Genomic DNA, 16,165 nt, shown 5'->3' on the forward strand with positions numbered 1-16,165 from the left:
CCACCTTGATGACCACCTCGATGACCACTTCACCGACCAGCGCCTCGCTCACCCCGCCGACCATCCACTGGACGACCGTCGACAGCCCCGTCGGCCCGCTCCTGCTCACTGCCGACCCGACCGGGGCCCTGACCTCCCTGTCCGTGCCCGGGCAGAAGGGCGGTCGTACCGTCCAGGACGGGTGGTCGCACCGGCCCGCCCTCTTCCGGGAGGCCGAGGAGCAGCTCGCGGCGTACTTCGCCGGTGAGCTCAAGGAGTTCCGGCTCCGGCTGCGCACCGAGGGCACGGCGTTCCGTGAGCGGGTCTGGGCCGCCCTCGACGACGTGCCCTACGGCGCCACGACGACCTACGGCGAGATCGCCGCACGGATCGGCGCCCCCAGGGCCGCGGTGCGTGCGGTGGGAGGGGCGATCGGCGCCAACCCGCTGCTGCTCGTGCGGCCGTGCCACCGCGTGATCGGCGCGAACGGCTCCCTGACGGGGTACGCGGGCGGACTGGACCGCAAGACGGCGCTGCTGACCCTCGAAGGCGTCCTCTAGGTTCTCCGTCATCCCCACAGCACCACCCCCAGCCAGGCCCCCGCGATCAGCAGACAGGTGAACAGCTCCGCCAGCACACTGGAGCCGCCCGAGCGCATCACCGTGCGCAGGGCCGCCCTGGCCTCCCCGTGACCGCCGAGGCGGAGGCGTTCGTGCAGGTAGACACCGGCCATGAAGCCCGGGATCGCGCCCAGCACGGGGAGCAGGAAGAAGCCGAGGAACGCACCGGCCCCGGCGTACACGCCCATCCGGGGAGTGGCGCCGCCGGCACGCAGTCGGCGCGGCGGCAGCGCCCAGCGCACCGCCTGGGACAGGAACAGCACCACGGTCGCCCCCACCAGCACCCACCACGCGACCGGCCGGGGATCCTTCAGCGCCCACCACGAGATCGCGGCCCACACGAGCCACGACCCCGGCACCCCGGGCACCAGCACTCCGCACAGGCCGAGCAACAGGACCAGGCCGACCAGCAGGAGGTCCACCACTCCCATCAGTCCAGGGTGCCGGAGAGCGGGAGAACCCGCAGGTCAGCCAGGTGAGCGGCAGGGCGCGCGGATCCGGCCTGTTTCGTAACCCCGTTCGAGGGGTTACGCGCGGCGGGATTTTCCGGATGCCCCGTTTTCATCCGGCCCGCGCGGTGGACAATTAGGGGCATGAGCCAGCAGGGGGGAAGGCCCACCGGTCACGAGGACGACTGGTGGGGGCAGCTGTACGACGACACGCCTGGGGACGCGGGCCCCACGGCCGCACCCGACTCGTTGGACGACCGGTTCGCGTCGGCATCGGGGGCGGTGAACGACGGCGTCCCGGCCCAGCGGAGGCCCGACCTGGACACGCGGACGCCGACGGAGGCGCCGGGGCCGTCCGCCGCGGCGCCACCGCGGCCCGCGGGCCCTCCGGCCGCCGGGACGGCACCCGGCCCCCAGCAGAGCGGCACCTCACCGGCCCGCACGGTCGAGACCGCACAGGCGGGGACCCCGGGCGACCAGGAGGCCCCGCCCCCACCAACGCCCCGCACCCCCACCCGCCCGGACCTGCCCACCCTCCCTCCCAAACCCCTCGACTACGTGGGCTCGGGCCCTCCCACCTACGACGCCGAACCCACCGCCCTCCCGCCCGCCGACCCCGACGACCTGGACGACCTGGTCGCCGACACCGTCCTCGACGGCGCCCGCTACGGCAGCTGCACCCTGCGCGCCGCGTCCGTGCGAGGGGACTCCGCCCGCTTCCGCGGCGAACCCCGGCGGGACAGCCTCCTCACCGCCCGCTTCGGCACCGGCGAGCACGCCCTCGTCCTCGTCGCGATGGCCACCGGCGCCCGCGCGACCCCGGGCGCGCACCGAGCCGCCGCCGAGGCCTGCCACTGGATCGGCCGGGCCGTCGGCCGCAGCCACGCCCGGCTCGCCGAGGACCTCCGCGCCGGCCGCCGCGGCGAGCTGAAGTCCGGCCTGCACCGCCTGACCGACCGCAGCCTCGGCAAGCTCCGGGCCAGCGCCGCCGAGCAGGGCATCGCCCCGGAGGAGTACGCCGCCGGCCTGCGCTGTCTGCTCCTGCCGGCCGACACGGAGTGCCGGACCCGCGTCTTCTTCGGCGTCGGCGCGGGCGGACTGTTCCGCCTCAGGGACGGTGAGTGGCAGGACATCGAGCCACGGGTCTCCGAGATCACCGGCGAACCGGTGGTCGGCTTCGGCTCACTGCCCGCCGAGACGCCCGAGGGCGACCGCCTCACCATGGACCTGGGCATCCCGACACCCCCCAGCCCCTACGAACCCGCCCCGGAGCCGCCCCGCGAACCCTTCCGCTTCCGCGCCTCCGTCGCCCGCCCGGGTGACACCCTCCTGCTGTGCACCGGCGGCCTCGCCGAACCCCTGCGCGGCGAGCCGGAACTCAGCGGATACCTCACGAGACGGTGGTCAGGCCCCCCGCCCGGCCTAGCCGAGTTCCTCGCCGACAGCCAAGTGCGGGTCAAGGGTTATGCCGATGACCGTACAGCCGCCGCCGTTTGGGAGGCGTGATCGCGGCCCTTGTGGATTGATGGACCCAAGAGACCGAAGGGGTGCATGGATCCATGGCCAAGCAGAACGTCGCCGAGCAGTTCGTGGACATCCTCGTCAAGGCCGGAGTGAAACGCCTGTACGGCGTCGTCGGCGACAGCCTCAACCCCGTCGTGGACGCCGTGCGCCGCAACGCGGCCATCGACTGGGTGCACGTACGGCACGAGGAGACCGCCGCCTTCGCCGCGGGTGCCGAGGCCCAGGTCACCGGCAGACTCACGGCCTGCGCCGGCTCCTGCGGGCCCGGCAACCTGCATCTCATCAACGGCCTCTACGACGCCCACCGTTCCATGGCCCCGGTGCTCGCCCTCGCCTCGCACATCCCCTCCAGCGAGATCGGCCTCGGCTACTTCCAGGAGACCCACCCCGACCAGCTGTTCCGCGAGTGCAGCCACTACAGCGAGATGATCTCCAGCCCTCAGCAGATGCCGAGGCTGCTCCAGACCGCCATCCAGAACGCCGTCGGCCGATCCGGCGTCAGCGTCGTCACCCTGCCCGGCGACATCGCCGACCAGCCCGCCCCCGACAAGGCCGCCGAGACCGCCCTCGTCACCTCCCGGCCCAGCGTCCGCCCCGGCGACGCCGAGATCGACAAGCTCGTCGAGATGATCGACAAGGCCGGCAAGGTCACCCTCTTCTGCGGCAGCGGCACCGCGGGCGCGCACGCCGAGGTCATGGAGTTCGCACAGAAGGTCAAGTCACCGGTGGGGCACGCCCTCAGGGGCAAGGAGTGGATCCAGTACGACAACCCCTTCGACGTCGGGATGAGCGGACTGCTCGGCTACGGCGCCGCGTACGAGGCCACCCACGAGTGCGACCTGCTGATCCTGCTCGGCACCGACTTCCCGTACAACGCCTTCCTCCCCGACGACGTCCAGATCGCGCAGGTCGACGTGCGGCCCGAACACCTCGGCCGGCGCTCCAAGTTGGACCTCGCCGTCTGGGGGGACGTGAAGGAGACCCTGCGCTGCCTCACGCCCCGGGTGAAGGAGAAGAAGAACCGGCGCTTCCTCGACAAGATGCTGAAGAAGCACGCCGACGCGCTGGAGGGGGTGGTGAAGGCCTACACCCGCAAGGTCGACAAGCACGTCCCGATCCATCCCGAGTACGTGGCTTCGGTCCTGGACGAACTGGCCGACGACGACGCCGTGTTCACCGTCGACACCGGTATGTGCAACGTGTGGGCGGCGCGGTACATCTCGCCCAACGGCCGCCGCCGCGTGATCGGTTCCTTCTCGCACGGGTCGATGGCCAACGCGCTGCCCATGGCCATCGGCGCGCAGTTCACCGACCGTGGGCGCCAGGTCGTGTCGATGTCCGGTGACGGCGGGTTCTCCATGCTGATGGGCGACTTCCTCACCCTCGTGCAGTACGACCTCCCCGTGAAGGTCGTCCTCTTCAACAACTCCTCGCTCGGCATGGTCGAGTTGGAGATGCTGGTCGCCGGGCTGCCCTCGCACGGCACCACGAACAAGAACCCCGACTTCGCGGCCGTGGCCCGCGCCTGCGGGGCGTACGGCGTGCGCGTGGAGAAGCCCAAGGACCTCGCGGGGGCGCTGAAGTCGGCGTTCAAGCACAAGGGCCCGGCCCTCGTGGACATCGTCACCGACCCCAACGCCCTGTCCATCCCGCCGAAGATCAGCACCGAGATGGTGACCGGCTTCGCCCTGTCCGCCTCGAAGATCGTCCTCGACGGCGGGGTCGGCCGGATGCTCCAGATGGCCCGCTCCAACCTGCGCAACGTGCCGCGACCCTGAGCCCTGCCGGCCTACTCCGCGGAGTTCCATCGGCGGTTGACGTAGTCGTACGAGTACTGCGGCAGCGCCTTGTCGCCGGTCGTGCGGAACGGCTTGCCGTGGTCGGTGATCCGCGCCGTGCCCGTGCGGCCCTGCGAGGACCAGTCCAGTTCGAGGTACCAGCTGCAGTCGCAGGTCACGGTGCGCGCGGTCACCAGGAGGATCTCCGGGTCCTCGGCGGAGACCCGGTAGGGCATCTGGATCGCCGGGATCGGGTTCTCGCCGTCGTGACCGGCCTCCGCACGGGCCACGGGCCGGTCCTTGTCCAGGTCGACGGAGAACATGCGGGGGGTGAGGGCGCCGCCGCAACCGTTGTCCATCGCGTACGAGTTGCCCCCGGCCGGCGCCGCACGCCCGACGACCCGCACGCGCAAGCCCTCCAGCACCACGGCCGTGGAGCTCCGCCCCTGCACCGAGATCCGCACCATGGTCTCGCCGCCGTGCAGCGCGCCCTGCGCCGCCGCCCAGACCGCGGCGTCCTGCGCGGTCGGGGGCGGCGCGACCTGGGCCGCCGACTTGTCGATGACGTAGTGGTGACCGCAGCCCGCGTTCCAGACATGGGAGTTGACGCTCCAGGTCAACGGCACGGCGGCGCCCGGAGCCGCGCCGCCGGTGGGACTGTCGGGCCCCTTGGCGGACGGGCCGGTGGTCTTCCCCTCCTTGCCGGGGGACGCGGACGGCGAGCTGCGGTCCGGGGAGGGCGAGGGGCTCTTCGACGTCTTCGACGCGGAGGGGGCGGGTGAGGTGGGCGCCGCCGACGTCGTCACGGCCGGGTCGGTGGGGCGTACGGCGTCGGCGGACGGGGAGCGGTCGTGCGACAGCGCGGAGAGCCCGGCGAGCGCGGCGGCCGACGCGACGGCCACCGCCGTCGTCAACAGCACCCGACGCCGACGGTGCCAGGGGAGGGGGCGCGGCGGAACACCCAGGTTCGTGACGGTCCCGGCATCCGCGACGGACTCGGACTCAGCGTCGGGCTCGGGCTCGGCCTCGGCGACGCGGGCGTCCGGCGTGGACAGCGGGCGGGGCAGCGGCCCGGACGTCGGCCGGGGCTCCGGCTCGGGGTCCGCTTCCGGCTCGGAGGCCGTCTCTGGCCCGGCGTCCGCTTCCGGCTCGGGGTTCGCCTCCGGCCCGGCATCCGCCTGCCCCTCGCCCCCACCCGGCGACCCACCCGGCGCCCCACCCGTGGCCGCCAGCCCAGCCGCGCCGCCGGACCCTGTCCCGCTCGCCCCCTCCGCAGCACCCCCCGCGCTCTCCGGTGTCCGTGGTCGCTGCCGTGCCGCCACCGCCAGCAGCCAGAGCCGGTGCAGTTCCAGCCGCTCCTCCGGTGCCGCCCCGCACAGCGCGGCGAAGCGTTCCACGGGGGCGAAGTCGAGGGGGACCGTGTCGCCGGCGCAGTAGCGGTGCAGCGTCGAGGTGTTCATGTGCAGTCGGCGGGCCAGCTGGCCGTAGCTGCGGTCGGTGCGCTCCTTCAGCCGGGTGAGCAGTGCCGCGAACTCGGCCACCGCGTTCTCGACGTCCTGTCCTGACAACGTTCCCCCTGCGTCTTCCCGGTCGGCGCCCATCCCAGGCACCCCATATACCTGCACGTCAGACGGCCTGGGATGGTTCCAGCGCGGTGGATCGGGCGCCGGCTGTTGCGCCGACCGCCTGTGACGACTGATGCTCTTGGTGTCGCACCGACCGGGCCGGACCGACCATCCGCCGTCGACGGCATTCCACATCCAAGCACTCACTCGTACACGGGGGACACCCATGCCCATGCGCAACCGACTCGGCGCTCTGTTCGCGGTCGCCGTCACCGGCCTCACCCTCGGCGCGACGCTCGCCGCACCGGCGGACGCCGCGACCCCGCCCAAGCCGAAGTTCCTGTCGGCCGCCGAACTGCCGCCGCACCCCTCGTCCGACTGGAAGGCCGGCCGGGTCACCGACGGCGTCCCGGACGGGCTCCTGAGCTGCCTGACGGAGACGATGCCCGGCTACGACTCCCGGTACCGCTCGTTCTCCACCGAACTGGAGACCGAGGCGCAGCAGTTGACGATCGTCGTCGGCAGCGTCGCCAAGGCCAAGGCGCTCGCCACCCGCCTGGACAAGGACATGCGCTCCTGCGCCACCCACATCGAGCAGGCCGAGCCGGAGATCGACGCCACGTACAAGAGCTACGGCTCGCTGCCGGTCGAGGAGGGGGCCCGCGTCCACGGCCTGCACACCTCCGCCTCCTGGGGCGCCACCGACATCCACCTGGTGTCGGTCGGCCGGGACGGGCGGACCGTGACCATCGTGCAGTGGGGGCAGATGGGCGACTTCGAGGACGCACCCGTGAAGGCCTTCAAGAAGACGACCACCACGGCGGTCAACAAGCTCTACTGACCCGACCGCCAACCGAGAAGGCGGAGCCGCCCTCCTGTGACGGGGGTACGGGAGGGCGGCTCGCGCTGTGTGTCCGCAACGGGCCGCGCTCGATTTCAGGCCAGATCGACGGCCGCGCGAAAGCCCTTCCTGTCCCTCGGTGTCCAGCACCGGCCGTGCCACCGCCTCGTCGGGTACGGCCGGTTCGGCATGCCCGGGTAGACGGGAGCGACCGGTGCCCGCGGTCATCGCGTCGCCCCGGCGCGTAGGCCGAAAGCATGCGGGGGCACCCGCTCGGAGGGCGTCCGTGAGGGCGGACGCACCGGTCCGTCCCCGCGCCCGGGGCACCGGGGTTCCGCGGGCGTACGCCGTCGCCACCGGCGTCCGCGGTGCCGTACGCGGGACGGTCCGGGGCACGGGCTGACGTGGCCGCTTTCCCGCTCGCCCACCCGGATGCGTGCAGCGACCAGGGGTTTCCCGCTGCCGGGCACACGGTGGGGCAGCCGCCCGCGCGGAGGCACGCGCCGCCCGCCGGAACCACCGGCACGCCCACCCCGCGCCGACCACACCGCCCGCACCGCCCCACTCGTGCGCGCCCGTCCCACCGCCACCCGTCCGGGCCGGTCCCGCACGCCCCCCGCGCGACCCTGGCACGGGCCGGACCGGCCTCTGCTCGGACTCCGCCCCGCCATGGCCGAACACCTGGTCGTTGAGGATTCGACATGACTGCCGCGTGTCCCATGGGGCATGGATCCCCGTGAACGTGTTCGAACAGGAGGGGAACCGACATCGGCACGCGGGCGGGGGTCATGAAGAGGCAGGCGCGAGGAGGCGGTCCCATGGCGATCGGGGCCTTCTCGGCACAGACGGTGGAGGACGTGACCGCGGGCGCCGGGGACCAGGGGCAGGCGCCTCAGCTCAGGCGCAGACTCGGACGGGCGGATCTCCGGGCGGTGCCCGAAGTACGCCGGGCCCTGCGAGAGTTGCTACGGCAGTGGGGGAAGCCCGGGCGATCGGAGATAGCGGAGCTGCTCACCAGTGAGCTCGTCACCAACGCGCTCGTCCACACCGACCACGACGCGGTGCTGACGGCCACCGTCGGACCCGGTGGACTGCGGGTGGAGGTACGGGACTTCGTGGGCCGGCGGCCCAGTCTGCGGGTACCGAAGGCCGACGACGGGACGCACGGCCGGGGCCTGGTCCTCGTGCAGTCCCTCGCGGACGCCTGGGGCGTCAGGGCGCACGGGGTGGGCAAGGCGGTCTGGTTCGAACTCGACGCGGGCGCCGCGTAGGGCAGCCTAACGGGAGGGGGGTACGGCCCTCAGGGCCGTACCCCCCTCCCGTGGTGCCCGAAGGCTCTAGCCGAACTGCTGCTCGAGGTCCTTGAGCTTGCGCTCCAGGGAGTCGAGGCGCGGCAGGGCCATGGTGTCGTCCTCCGCGGTGAGGTCGACGGTGATGGGGTCAGTACCTTGGCGGACGGGCTGAAGAGACGGCCGTGAGCGTACGGGCAGCTGCTCCGGCGTCGATATGGCAGGCTCCGCGGAGGCCATGTCCGAGCCCCGCTCCAGAGCCTGGGCCTCGCCCGTCCGGCTGCCGCCGCGGCCGATGAACCCGCGGTGACCGCGGCTGATGGCCTTGAGCTGGGCACGCTCCATGCGCTCCTGCTCGCGGCGGCGCAGTCGGGCGGTCTCCTTCTGCCGCTTGTCCTCGCGGACCTCGTCGACCGCCTCGTCCAGGCTGCGCACGTTCTCCAGCAGCATCAGCGACCAGGCCCTGTAGGTCTCGCGAGGCGCCCGCAGCCACCGGACGATGCGGATCTGCGGCAGCGGACGCGGCACCAGACCCTGCTCGCGCAGGGCGGCCCGGCGGGTCTGCTTCAGCGCGCGGTCGAAGAGGACGGCCGCCGAGAGGGACATGCCGGCGAAGAAGTGCGGGGCACCGTCGTGGCCCAGACCCCGGGGCGCGTGCACCCAGTTGAACCAGGCCGCCGCACCCGCGAACGTCCACACGAGTATCCGTGAGCCGAGGGCCGCGTCGCCGTGGCTGGCCTCGCGCACCGCGAGCACGGAGCAGAACATCGCCGCGCCGTCCAGGCCGAACGGCACCAGGTACTGCCAGCCGTTGTCGAGGCCCAGGTTCTGCTCACCGAAGCCGACCAGGCCCTTGAAAGAGAGCGCGGCCGCGACGGCGGCGCAGCAGAAGAGCAGGACATAGGAGGCGGTGCCGTATATGGCTTCCTTGCGCCTACGACGTTCCTCGCTGCGTTCCCAAGAGTCCTCGGTCTTCGCGTGCTCCCCGCCGGACCGCTTGCCGCGCGCCAGCACCGCCATCGCCGCCAGCATGCCCAGGAGCAGCACGGCACCCGGTAGGAGCCAGTTCAGCGATATGTCGGTCAGTCTCATCTGGGGTCCCTTGCATTGGGATAGGGCGTATCGCCCGCCATAGTGGCCCAATCCCGCTGGCCCTCAGGGGGTTTCGGGGCAAGAGGCCGCCAAGGAGGTGCAAGGGGATGCCCACGGCGGCGTTCTGCTCGAACTGCCGCGTGAGGGGCGGGAGTTGAGTTCGAATAAGACTACCCGTACGGGTGGTTCCACGGAAAGTTCCTGCGGCAGGTGAGGAAACTGTGAATCGCCTGTAACCGGGTGGGAGTCCTGTTCGCGGATGATCTTAACGGACGTTCGGTCCCACCCTCGCCACGGGGCGCCTCAACTGGCGGCGTCCGCCAGCAGCTTGACGACCCGGTCGGCGTCGCAGGTGCGCGGGCAGGTGACACAGGTGTCCTGCGGCTCCAGCGTGTAGTACATGCAGCAGCTGGCCCGGTCCCGGGTGGGCAGTGCCTCACCACGCGGCCCCGTCAGCTGCCGGAAGGCCGCCGCGCCCACGTACGGCCGGGTCGAGCCCGGCAGCAGCAGCTCCAGCTCCCGCCGGGCCCGCTCCTGCTCGCTCTCGCCGAGCAGCTGGGCGACGTACCAGAGCCCTTCGACGATCTCGTCCGTCACCATGCCCCACAGCGCCCGCTCGCGCCGCCGCATCCGTGGCCCGAACCCGTGCAGCACCGGCTCCATGTGCTCGGCGACCGCCTCGCGCACCTCGGCCCGCAGCGCCTCCTCGTCGGCGACGACCCGGGCGCCGGGCAGCGCGGCGGCCGGATCACCGGGCAGGCAGGCGAAGGCTCCGGTGCGCACGGCGAAGGCCATCGGGCCCGCCGTCCGGTCGTAGTGGACGTGGGTCACGGGAAAGCGCGGCACCCGGCGGTGCAGGAACCACGGAGCGGTGATCAGCAGACAGGCGGGCCAGGCGTACCGGTGCAGTCCGAAGCCGGCGATGACGTCCGGGCGTCCGGCGCGTCCGTGGTCCCGCAGCACCTGCGCGTCGTCCCACGCCAGGAAGGCATCCAGGCCGGCCCCGCCCTCGGCGAGTGCGGCGGCGGAGACCCAGCCGCCGCTCCGAGGGGCCCGCTCCGCACCGTCCAGCTCCGTGACGGTCAGCCCCGGGTAGACGCCCGTCAGGCGGCTGTAGGCGTCCGTGAGGGCCGAGGTGCACACGGTCATGCCGGACCACCGATCCACGACAGGCGAACGACTGTTTCGAAGGTGAGCCTAGCCTTACCCGAAGTCGCCGCTGTTTGAACCCCGGGCTTCTGCGCCTATGGTTCTTGACGGACGAGTAACAACCCGCCGTAATGACCCCAAGTACCGACACGTCCGGAGGAGGACCTGTGGAGCAGGGCACGCAGGGCTCCGCCGGGACGGAGGTCCCCCGGCCGGTACGGGTGCCCGCCCAGGTGCGGGCGGCGGACGTGGACCGGGAACGCCAGGCGCGGACCGGTTCCGCGACCCGCCCGGTCGCCGGCGCGGCGCGGGGCGAGCACACCCACCCCGCCGACGCCACCGGGCAGCGGGCCCGTGCCGAGCGGCCGCCCGCCGAGCCGCCGGTCGTGCGACCCGTGGTGCGGCGGGCCTCCGTCCGCGGGCAGATCCTCGACGCGCTGCGCACCGCACTGGTCTCGGGGGAGCTGACGCCCGGCGAGGTCTACTCGGCGCCCGCGCTCGGCGACCGCTTCGGGGTCTCCGCCACCCCGGTCCGTGAGGCCATGCAGCAACTCGCCCTGGAGGGGGCCGTCGAGGTCGTGCCCAACCGGGGCTTCCGGGTCGTGGAGCGCGGGGCGCGGGAGCTGGCCGAGCTGGCCGAGGTCCGGGCGCTGATCGAGGTGCCGGTGATGCTGCGGCTGGCCCGTGCCGTGCCCGCCGAGCGGTGGGCGGAGCTGCGGCCGCTCGCCGAGACGACGGTGCGCGCCGCCTCCAGCGGCTGCCGGGTCACCTACGCCGAGTCCGACCGCGCCTTCCACCGCGCGGTCCTGGCCCTCGCCGGCAACGACCAGCTCGTCCAGATCGCCGAGGACCTCCACCGCCGCGCCCAGTGGCCCCTCGTCGGTGCCCCGGCCTTCCGGGGCCGCGCGGAACTCGTCGCGGACGCGGCCGAACACACCGCGCTGCTGGACGCGTTGATCGCCGGGGACGTGGAGACGGTCCGGGTCCTGGTGGAGGAGCACTTCGTGAGCCCGTCCTGAGCTTGTGACGGCAGTCACAGAACCGTCGCCTCCGCGCAACGGTCCGCGTCACCGGGAACCCGCCCGCCCCGATGCGCGTGGCACCCCGTACCCGGCACGGCCCGTGCCGACAGCGGAGGTGACACCGATGGACCCGTCCTTCTTCGCCCAGCAGGCGGCACAACAGGCGGCGCAACAGGCCCAGCAGGCAGCCCAGCGGGCCGAGCGCCAGGCCCTGATCGATCACCAGCAGGCCGTGCGCCACGGCTCCCGGCACGCCCACCGCCCCTCGACGCACCCCCCGGTCGCGCACCGGGGCGGTCGCGGCGGGGGAGTGCTGCCCCTCCTCGTGGTGATCGTCGTGGCCGTCGTCCTCGTCCGGGACCCCGGACTGCGCCAGACGGTGCTCGACGAGATCCAGACGTTCGTGTCGCGGATCCGCAAGGGCTGACCGCTCAGGCCGTCGCCGCCGGTGGGGGTGCCAACTGGCGCGACAGCCACGTCGGGACCCCGCCCAGCAGCCGGTACAGCCGCCGGGCCTCCTCGCGCAGCCGTGAGGCCTCGGGCTCGACCGCCGTATCGGCCAGGGACGCCAGCGCCGGCGCCGTCCCGACGAGGTAGCCCAACTCCTCCCGGATGCGCAGTGATTCGGCGAAGCCGTGCCGCGCCTCAGCCAACTCCCCGTCCCGCAGGGCGAGTCCGGCCAGATGGCGCCAGGTGAAGGAGAGCAGCAGCGGATCGGCGTGCGCCACCGCGCCCGCATGCGCCCGGCGGTAGGCGGCACGCGCCGACTGCGGCGACCGTGACAGGTTCTCCGCCAGCAGCCCGCGGCGGAAGTCCAGCAGCGCCCGCCCCGGTGCCCCGGGGGCGATCAGCGCCGCCGCCCGGCCGAGCGCGGCCCGCGCCTCGTCGGCCCGGTCCCGCACCCCGTGCAGGGTGGCGGCGTAGGCAAGGTGCCCGCGTTCACAAGCGGCGGCCCCGCGCTCGTCGTCGGTGTGCGCGAGCGCCTCGGCCGTGCGCAGCGCGTCCTCGGCCTCCTGCCAGCCCTGTTCGGTGTAGAGACACCGTTCCACCAGCAGTGACGTGCGCTGGAGCGCCGCGTCCGCGTCGACCGGCTCGAGCAGGGCAGCCGCGTCGGCCCAGCAGGCACGCGAGCGCAGCCGCCATACCGCGGTCTGGAGTGGATCGTCAGGGGTCGTTCCGTTACCAGACATGGCGGTATACGCCACCTCGCCCTCCCCGGCACGCCATTGAGCTGTTGAGTGGTGGCCGCATCTCAGCACGAATGGGCGCGCTCGGCCAAGAGGGTGGGTGAAGGATTTCACAAAGTCGTGGGATCCCCGGGGCCGCCCGGTCTCAGCTCATCCGCAGCGCCAGGAAGAAATCCAGCTTGTCCTCCAGCCGGGAAAGGTCACGACTCGTCAACTGCTCGATTCGCCCCACCCGGTAGCGCAACGTGTTGACATGCAGGTGGAGCCGGGTCGCGCACCGGGTCCACGAACCGTCGCAGTCGAGGAACGCCTCCAGCGTCGGGATCAGCTCCGCGCGGTGGCGGCGGTCGTAGTCGCGCAGCGGGTCCAGGAGGCGGGCCGTGAAGGCCCGGCGGACGTCGTCCGGCACGAAGGGGAGCAGCAGGACGTGCGAGGCCAGTTCCTGATGGCCCGCCGCGCACACCCGGCCCGGTCGCGCCGCGGCCACCCGGCGGGCGTGCCGGGCCTCCTCCAGGGCGCCCCGCAGCCCCTCCGCCGAGTGCACCGCCGCGCTGACGCCCAGGGTGACCCGGCCGTCGTCGTCCAGACCGGCGGCGAGGGGGTCCCGTACGGACTCCAGGAGCGCGTCGGCGAGGATCCCCGCCTCGGAGCCGTCGTGCTCGGTCGAGACGGCCGGCAGCGGGACGAGCGCGATGGCCTCGTCCCCGGTGTGGGCCACCGCGATCCGGTCGGACTGCTCGGGGCCGGCGGCCAGCGGGTCGACGAGGATCTCCTCCAGCAGCGACTGGGCGACCGCGCCCCCCTCGACGTCCCCGCCGTCCCACTCCACGCGGGCGACGACGACCTGCCAGTGCGGGGCGGCGCCGAGCCCGGGCAGCAGCACGGGGGCGGCGACGCGCAGGCGTGCGGCGATCTCGGCGGGCGCGGCGCCCGTCTGGACCAGTTCCAGCACCTCCTGCGCGAGGCGGCGGCGGACCGAGCGCGCCGCGTCCCTGCGGTCCCGTTCCACCGAGATCAGCTGGGTGACGCCCTGGAGGAGGTCCAGCCGCTCCTCGGGCCAGTCCCTGGCGTCCGCCTCGACGGCGAGCAACCAGTCCGACAGCACCGTCTCGCGGACGTCCCGGGAGGCCTGCGGGGCGCGGCCGCCGGTGCGGACCGGGAAGAGCGAGTACGTCGTGGCCCCCAGCGTCAGCCGGTGCGGTCCGCGGCGGCCGGTGCGGGTGGCGGCCAGGTGCTCCGCCGCGAGCTTCGCGCAGACGTCGGCCGGCAGCGCCGGACCCGCGGTCTTCGAGCCCGCGATCAGCCGGCCGGTCGGCGACAGCACCCAGGCCCGCAGGTCCAGGTCCGAGCCGAGCAGGTCCAGGACCACGTCGGGGCCGCCGCCCGCCGGGCCCGAGGTCATCATCCGCCGGTGCCGGTCCACGACGGCCGCGAGGTCCCCGGCGCGCTCGCCGGACACCTGGCGCACGACGTGCTCGGTGATCGTCGCGAACGCGACCGACTCGTGCACCGCGAACAGCGGCAGCCGGTTGCGGGCGCAGGCCAGCACCAGGTCGTCCGGGACGTCGCCGAGCTCCGCCTCGCCCGCGGCCAGCGCCGCCACCCCGGCCTGCACCAGGATGCGGACGAACGCGTCGGAGTCCTCGGCGTCCCGCCGCCAGGCCAGCCCCGTCAGGACCAGTTCCCCGCCCGACAGATAGCGGCTCGGGTCCCGCAGGTCGGTGGTCATCACACCCCGCACGGTGCGGTCCAGCTCGTCCTCGCCGCCGAGCAGCCGCAGGCCCAGCGCGTCGGTGTCCAGCAGTGCGCGCAGCCGCATTCTCGTCGCCGCCGATCTTTGTCTCGAAATCTACGATGAACTCATGAGGGTCGGGTGGGGTCAGGAGCCCCGTCGGGCGGGTGGGCGGGACCGTGTCCGGCCGTCCGGGCTGTGTCCCAGGTCACGCCCAGTGTGTCGCGCGTTTCCACAGGAAAACAGGGAGGTGACTGAGGACCTCCGTTCAGACGAATCTACAAGATGCCTGGCCCGACCAGCCAACTCCTTCAGAGTTTCCGTGACTGACCCCGTCGGAGGACGGCGCTGTGTACTGAGCCCACTTCGCGTAAACAGCACATGAACGAGCCGGGCCCGCCGCACACGATCTGGCTCGATCTGAACGACCCACGAGACGAAGAAGAGAGCCGGTCATGGACTTCCTTCGCCCCGCCAGCTGGGAGGAGGCGCTCGCCGCCAAGGCTGAGCACCCCACCGCTGTGCCCATTGCGGGCGGCACCGATGTGATGGTCGAGATCAACTTCGACCACCGGCGGCCCGAGTACCTGCTCGACCTGAACCGCGTCACCGACCTCACCGACTGGGAGGTCGGCGAGGACAGCGTGCGGCTCGGGGCCTCCGTCCCGTACACCAAGATCATGGAGCACCTCCGCGCCGAGCTGCCGGGCCTGGCCCTGGCCTCGCACACGGTGGCCTCCCCGCAGATCCGCAACCGCGGCGGCGTCGGCGGCAACCTCGGCACCGCCTCCCCGGCCGGCGACGCCCACCCCGCCCTGCTCGCGGCGGGCGCCGAGGTCGAGGTCGAGTCGGTGCGCGGCAGCCGCCGCATCCCGATCGACGAGTTCTACACCGGCGTCAAGCGCAACGCGCTCGCCGCCGACGAGCTGATCCGGGCCGTGCACATCAAGAAGGCCGACGGCCCGCAGCAGTACTCCAAGGTCGGCACCCGCAACGCCATGGTCATCGCCGTGTGCGCCTTCGGCCTGGCCCTGCACCCCGAGACCCGCACGGTCCGCACCGGCATCGGCTCCGCCGCCCCGACACCCGTCCGGGCGAAGGTCGCGGAGGAGTTCCTGAACGCCGCGCTCGAAGAGGGCGGCTTCTGGGACAACGGAAAGATCATCACCCCGTCGGTCGCCAAGCAGTTCGCGGACCTGTGCTCCGCCGCCTGCAACCCGATCGACGACGTCCGGGGCACGGCGAGCTACCGCCGCCACGCGGTCGGCATCATGGCCCGCCGCACGCTCACCTGGACCTGGGAGTCCTACCGCGGCACCGCCGCCCGCTCGGAGGGAGTCGCCTGATGCGCGTCAATTTCACGGTCAACGGACGTCCGCAGGAAGCCGACGACGTCTGGGAGGGCGAGTCCCTGCTCTACGTGCTGCGTGAGCGGATGGGCCTGCCCGGCTCCAAGAACGCCTGCGAGCAGGGCGAGTGCGGCTCCTGCACGGTCCGCCTCGACGGCGTGCCGGTGTGCGCGTGTCTCGTCGCCGCCGGTCAGGTCGAGGGCCGCGAGGTCGTCACCGTCGAAGGCCTCGCGGACTACGCCAAGCAGCGCGCCGAGCACGGTGGTTGCGCGAGCGGCGCCTGCGGCACCTCCTTGAACGAGGCGCAGCAGTGGGCCGCCAAGGGCCACGACTCGCACACCGGTGAGGGCACCGAACTCTCCCCGATCCAGCAGGCGTTCATCGACGCCGGTGCCGTCCAGTGCGGCTTCTGCACCCCGGGTCTGCTGGTCGCCGCCGACGAGATGCTGGAGCGCAACCCGAACCCGTCCGACGCGGACATCCGCGAGGCGCTCTCGGGCAACCTGTGCCGCTGCACCGGCTACGAGAAGATCATGGACGCGGTACGGCTCGCCGCGGCCCGCCAGTCCGAGCCTGAAGGGGTCTGACG

Annotated in this window: 15 protein-coding genes; 9 read left to right on the plus strand and 6 right to left on the minus strand. The window is 72.9% G+C overall.

Annotation, left to right across the window (positions count from 1 at the left end; genetic code table 11):
* Positions 1 to 20: 20 nt before the first annotated feature.
* On the plus strand, positions 21 to 539 hold the full coding sequence (locus ACH41F_RS09025) for a methylated-DNA--[protein]-cysteine S-methyltransferase (protein WP_391234008.1): 519 nt from the start codon (positions 21 to 23) through the stop codon (positions 537 to 539).
* Positions 540 to 547: 8 nt separating this feature from the next.
* Here ACH41F_RS09025 and ACH41F_RS09030 read toward each other — a convergent pair whose 3' ends face one another.
* Positions 548 to 1,030, minus strand: a complete 483-nt coding sequence (locus ACH41F_RS09030) for a DUF456 family protein (RefSeq protein WP_391233966.1) — start codon at positions 1,028 to 1,030, stop codon at positions 548 to 550.
* 162 nt (positions 1,031 to 1,192) lie between these two features.
* Between ACH41F_RS09030 and ACH41F_RS09035 the strand changes: the two genes are divergently transcribed.
* Together ACH41F_RS09035 and ACH41F_RS09040 are read left to right on the plus strand one after the other, a co-directional pair.
* Positions 1,193 to 2,554 (plus strand): protein phosphatase 2C domain-containing protein, encoded by a 1,362-nt coding sequence (locus ACH41F_RS09035; protein ID WP_391233967.1) that lies wholly within the window; start codon positions 1,193 to 1,195, stop codon positions 2,552 to 2,554.
* Between the two features lie 53 nt (positions 2,555 to 2,607).
* Entirely contained in the window at positions 2,608 to 4,350 is a 1,743-nt protein-coding gene (locus tag ACH41F_RS09040; RefSeq protein WP_398834020.1) for a pyruvate dehydrogenase, read from the plus strand.
* A gap of 11 nt (positions 4,351 to 4,361) precedes the next feature.
* On the opposite strand, the gene ACH41F_RS09045 is transcribed toward ACH41F_RS09040, so the two are convergent.
* Complete coding sequence (locus ACH41F_RS09045; RefSeq protein WP_398834022.1) at positions 4,362 to 5,951, minus strand: helix-turn-helix domain-containing protein; 1,590 nt, start codon at positions 5,949 to 5,951, stop codon at positions 4,362 to 4,364.
* Between the two features lie 190 nt (positions 5,952 to 6,141).
* Between ACH41F_RS09045 and ACH41F_RS09050 the strand changes: the two genes are divergently transcribed.
* Positions 6,142 to 6,756 (plus strand): hypothetical protein, encoded by a 615-nt coding sequence (locus ACH41F_RS09050; protein WP_391233970.1) that lies wholly within the window; start codon positions 6,142 to 6,144, stop codon positions 6,754 to 6,756.
* 818 nt (positions 6,757 to 7,574) lie between these two features.
* Positions 7,575 to 8,027 (plus strand): ATP-binding protein, encoded by a 453-nt coding sequence (locus ACH41F_RS09055; protein ID WP_391233971.1) that lies wholly within the window; start codon positions 7,575 to 7,577, stop codon positions 8,025 to 8,027.
* 66 nt (positions 8,028 to 8,093) lie between these two features.
* Here ACH41F_RS09055 and ACH41F_RS09060 read toward each other — a convergent pair whose 3' ends face one another.
* Together ACH41F_RS09060 and ACH41F_RS09065 are read right to left on the minus strand one after the other, a co-directional pair.
* Positions 8,094 to 9,137 carry a DUF2637 domain-containing protein gene (locus ACH41F_RS09060; RefSeq protein WP_391233972.1) on the minus strand — a complete coding sequence of 348 codons (1,044 nt, stop codon included), beginning with the start codon at positions 9,135 to 9,137 and terminating at the stop codon, positions 8,094 to 8,096.
* A 303-nt stretch (positions 9,138 to 9,440) separates the two neighbouring features.
* On the minus strand, positions 9,441 to 10,286 hold the full coding sequence (locus tag ACH41F_RS09065) for a (2Fe-2S)-binding protein (RefSeq protein ID WP_391233973.1): 846 nt from the start codon (positions 10,284 to 10,286) through the stop codon (positions 9,441 to 9,443).
* Positions 10,287 to 10,453: 167 nt separating this feature from the next.
* Between ACH41F_RS09065 and ACH41F_RS09070 the strand changes: the two genes are divergently transcribed.
* Complete coding sequence (locus tag ACH41F_RS09070; RefSeq protein ID WP_391233974.1) at positions 10,454 to 11,305, plus strand: FCD domain-containing protein; 852 nt, start codon at positions 10,454 to 10,456, stop codon at positions 11,303 to 11,305.
* A gap of 127 nt (positions 11,306 to 11,432) precedes the next feature.
* Positions 11,433 to 11,735 carry a hypothetical protein gene (locus ACH41F_RS09075; RefSeq protein WP_398834025.1) on the plus strand — a complete coding sequence of 101 codons (303 nt, stop codon included), beginning with the start codon at positions 11,433 to 11,435 and terminating at the stop codon, positions 11,733 to 11,735.
* A gap of 4 nt (positions 11,736 to 11,739) precedes the next feature.
* On the opposite strand, the gene ACH41F_RS09080 is transcribed toward ACH41F_RS09075, so the two are convergent.
* Positions 11,740 to 12,513: a hypothetical protein gene (locus ACH41F_RS09080; protein ID WP_391233976.1), complete on the minus strand. Its 774-nt coding sequence runs from the start codon at positions 12,511 to 12,513 to the stop codon at positions 11,740 to 11,742.
* Between the two features lie 127 nt (positions 12,514 to 12,640).
* The gene (locus tag ACH41F_RS09085; protein WP_398834028.1) at positions 12,641 to 14,314 is read right to left on the minus strand and encodes a PucR family transcriptional regulator; all 1,674 of its coding nucleotides are present in this window, start codon (positions 14,312 to 14,314) and stop codon (positions 12,641 to 12,643) included.
* A 368-nt stretch (positions 14,315 to 14,682) separates the two neighbouring features.
* Between ACH41F_RS09085 and ACH41F_RS09090 the strand changes: the two genes are divergently transcribed.
* Together ACH41F_RS09090 and ACH41F_RS09095 are read left to right on the plus strand one after the other, a co-directional pair.
* The gene (locus tag ACH41F_RS09090) at positions 14,683 to 15,573 is read left to right on the plus strand and encodes an FAD binding domain-containing protein (RefSeq protein ID WP_391233978.1); all 891 of its coding nucleotides are present in this window, start codon (positions 14,683 to 14,685) and stop codon (positions 15,571 to 15,573) included.
* Positions 15,573 to 16,163: a 2Fe-2S iron-sulfur cluster-binding protein gene (locus tag ACH41F_RS09095; protein ID WP_391233979.1), complete on the plus strand. Its 591-nt coding sequence runs from the start codon at positions 15,573 to 15,575 to the stop codon at positions 16,161 to 16,163. The genes ACH41F_RS09090 and ACH41F_RS09095 overlap by 1 nt, the downstream gene beginning before the upstream one ends.
* Positions 16,164 to 16,165: the final 2 nt, after the last annotated feature.

Origin of the sequence: Streptomyces sp. NPDC020489, from assembly GCF_044386545.1 — a bacterium.
GTDB lineage: Bacteria > Actinomycetota > Actinomycetes > Streptomycetales > Streptomycetaceae > Streptomyces.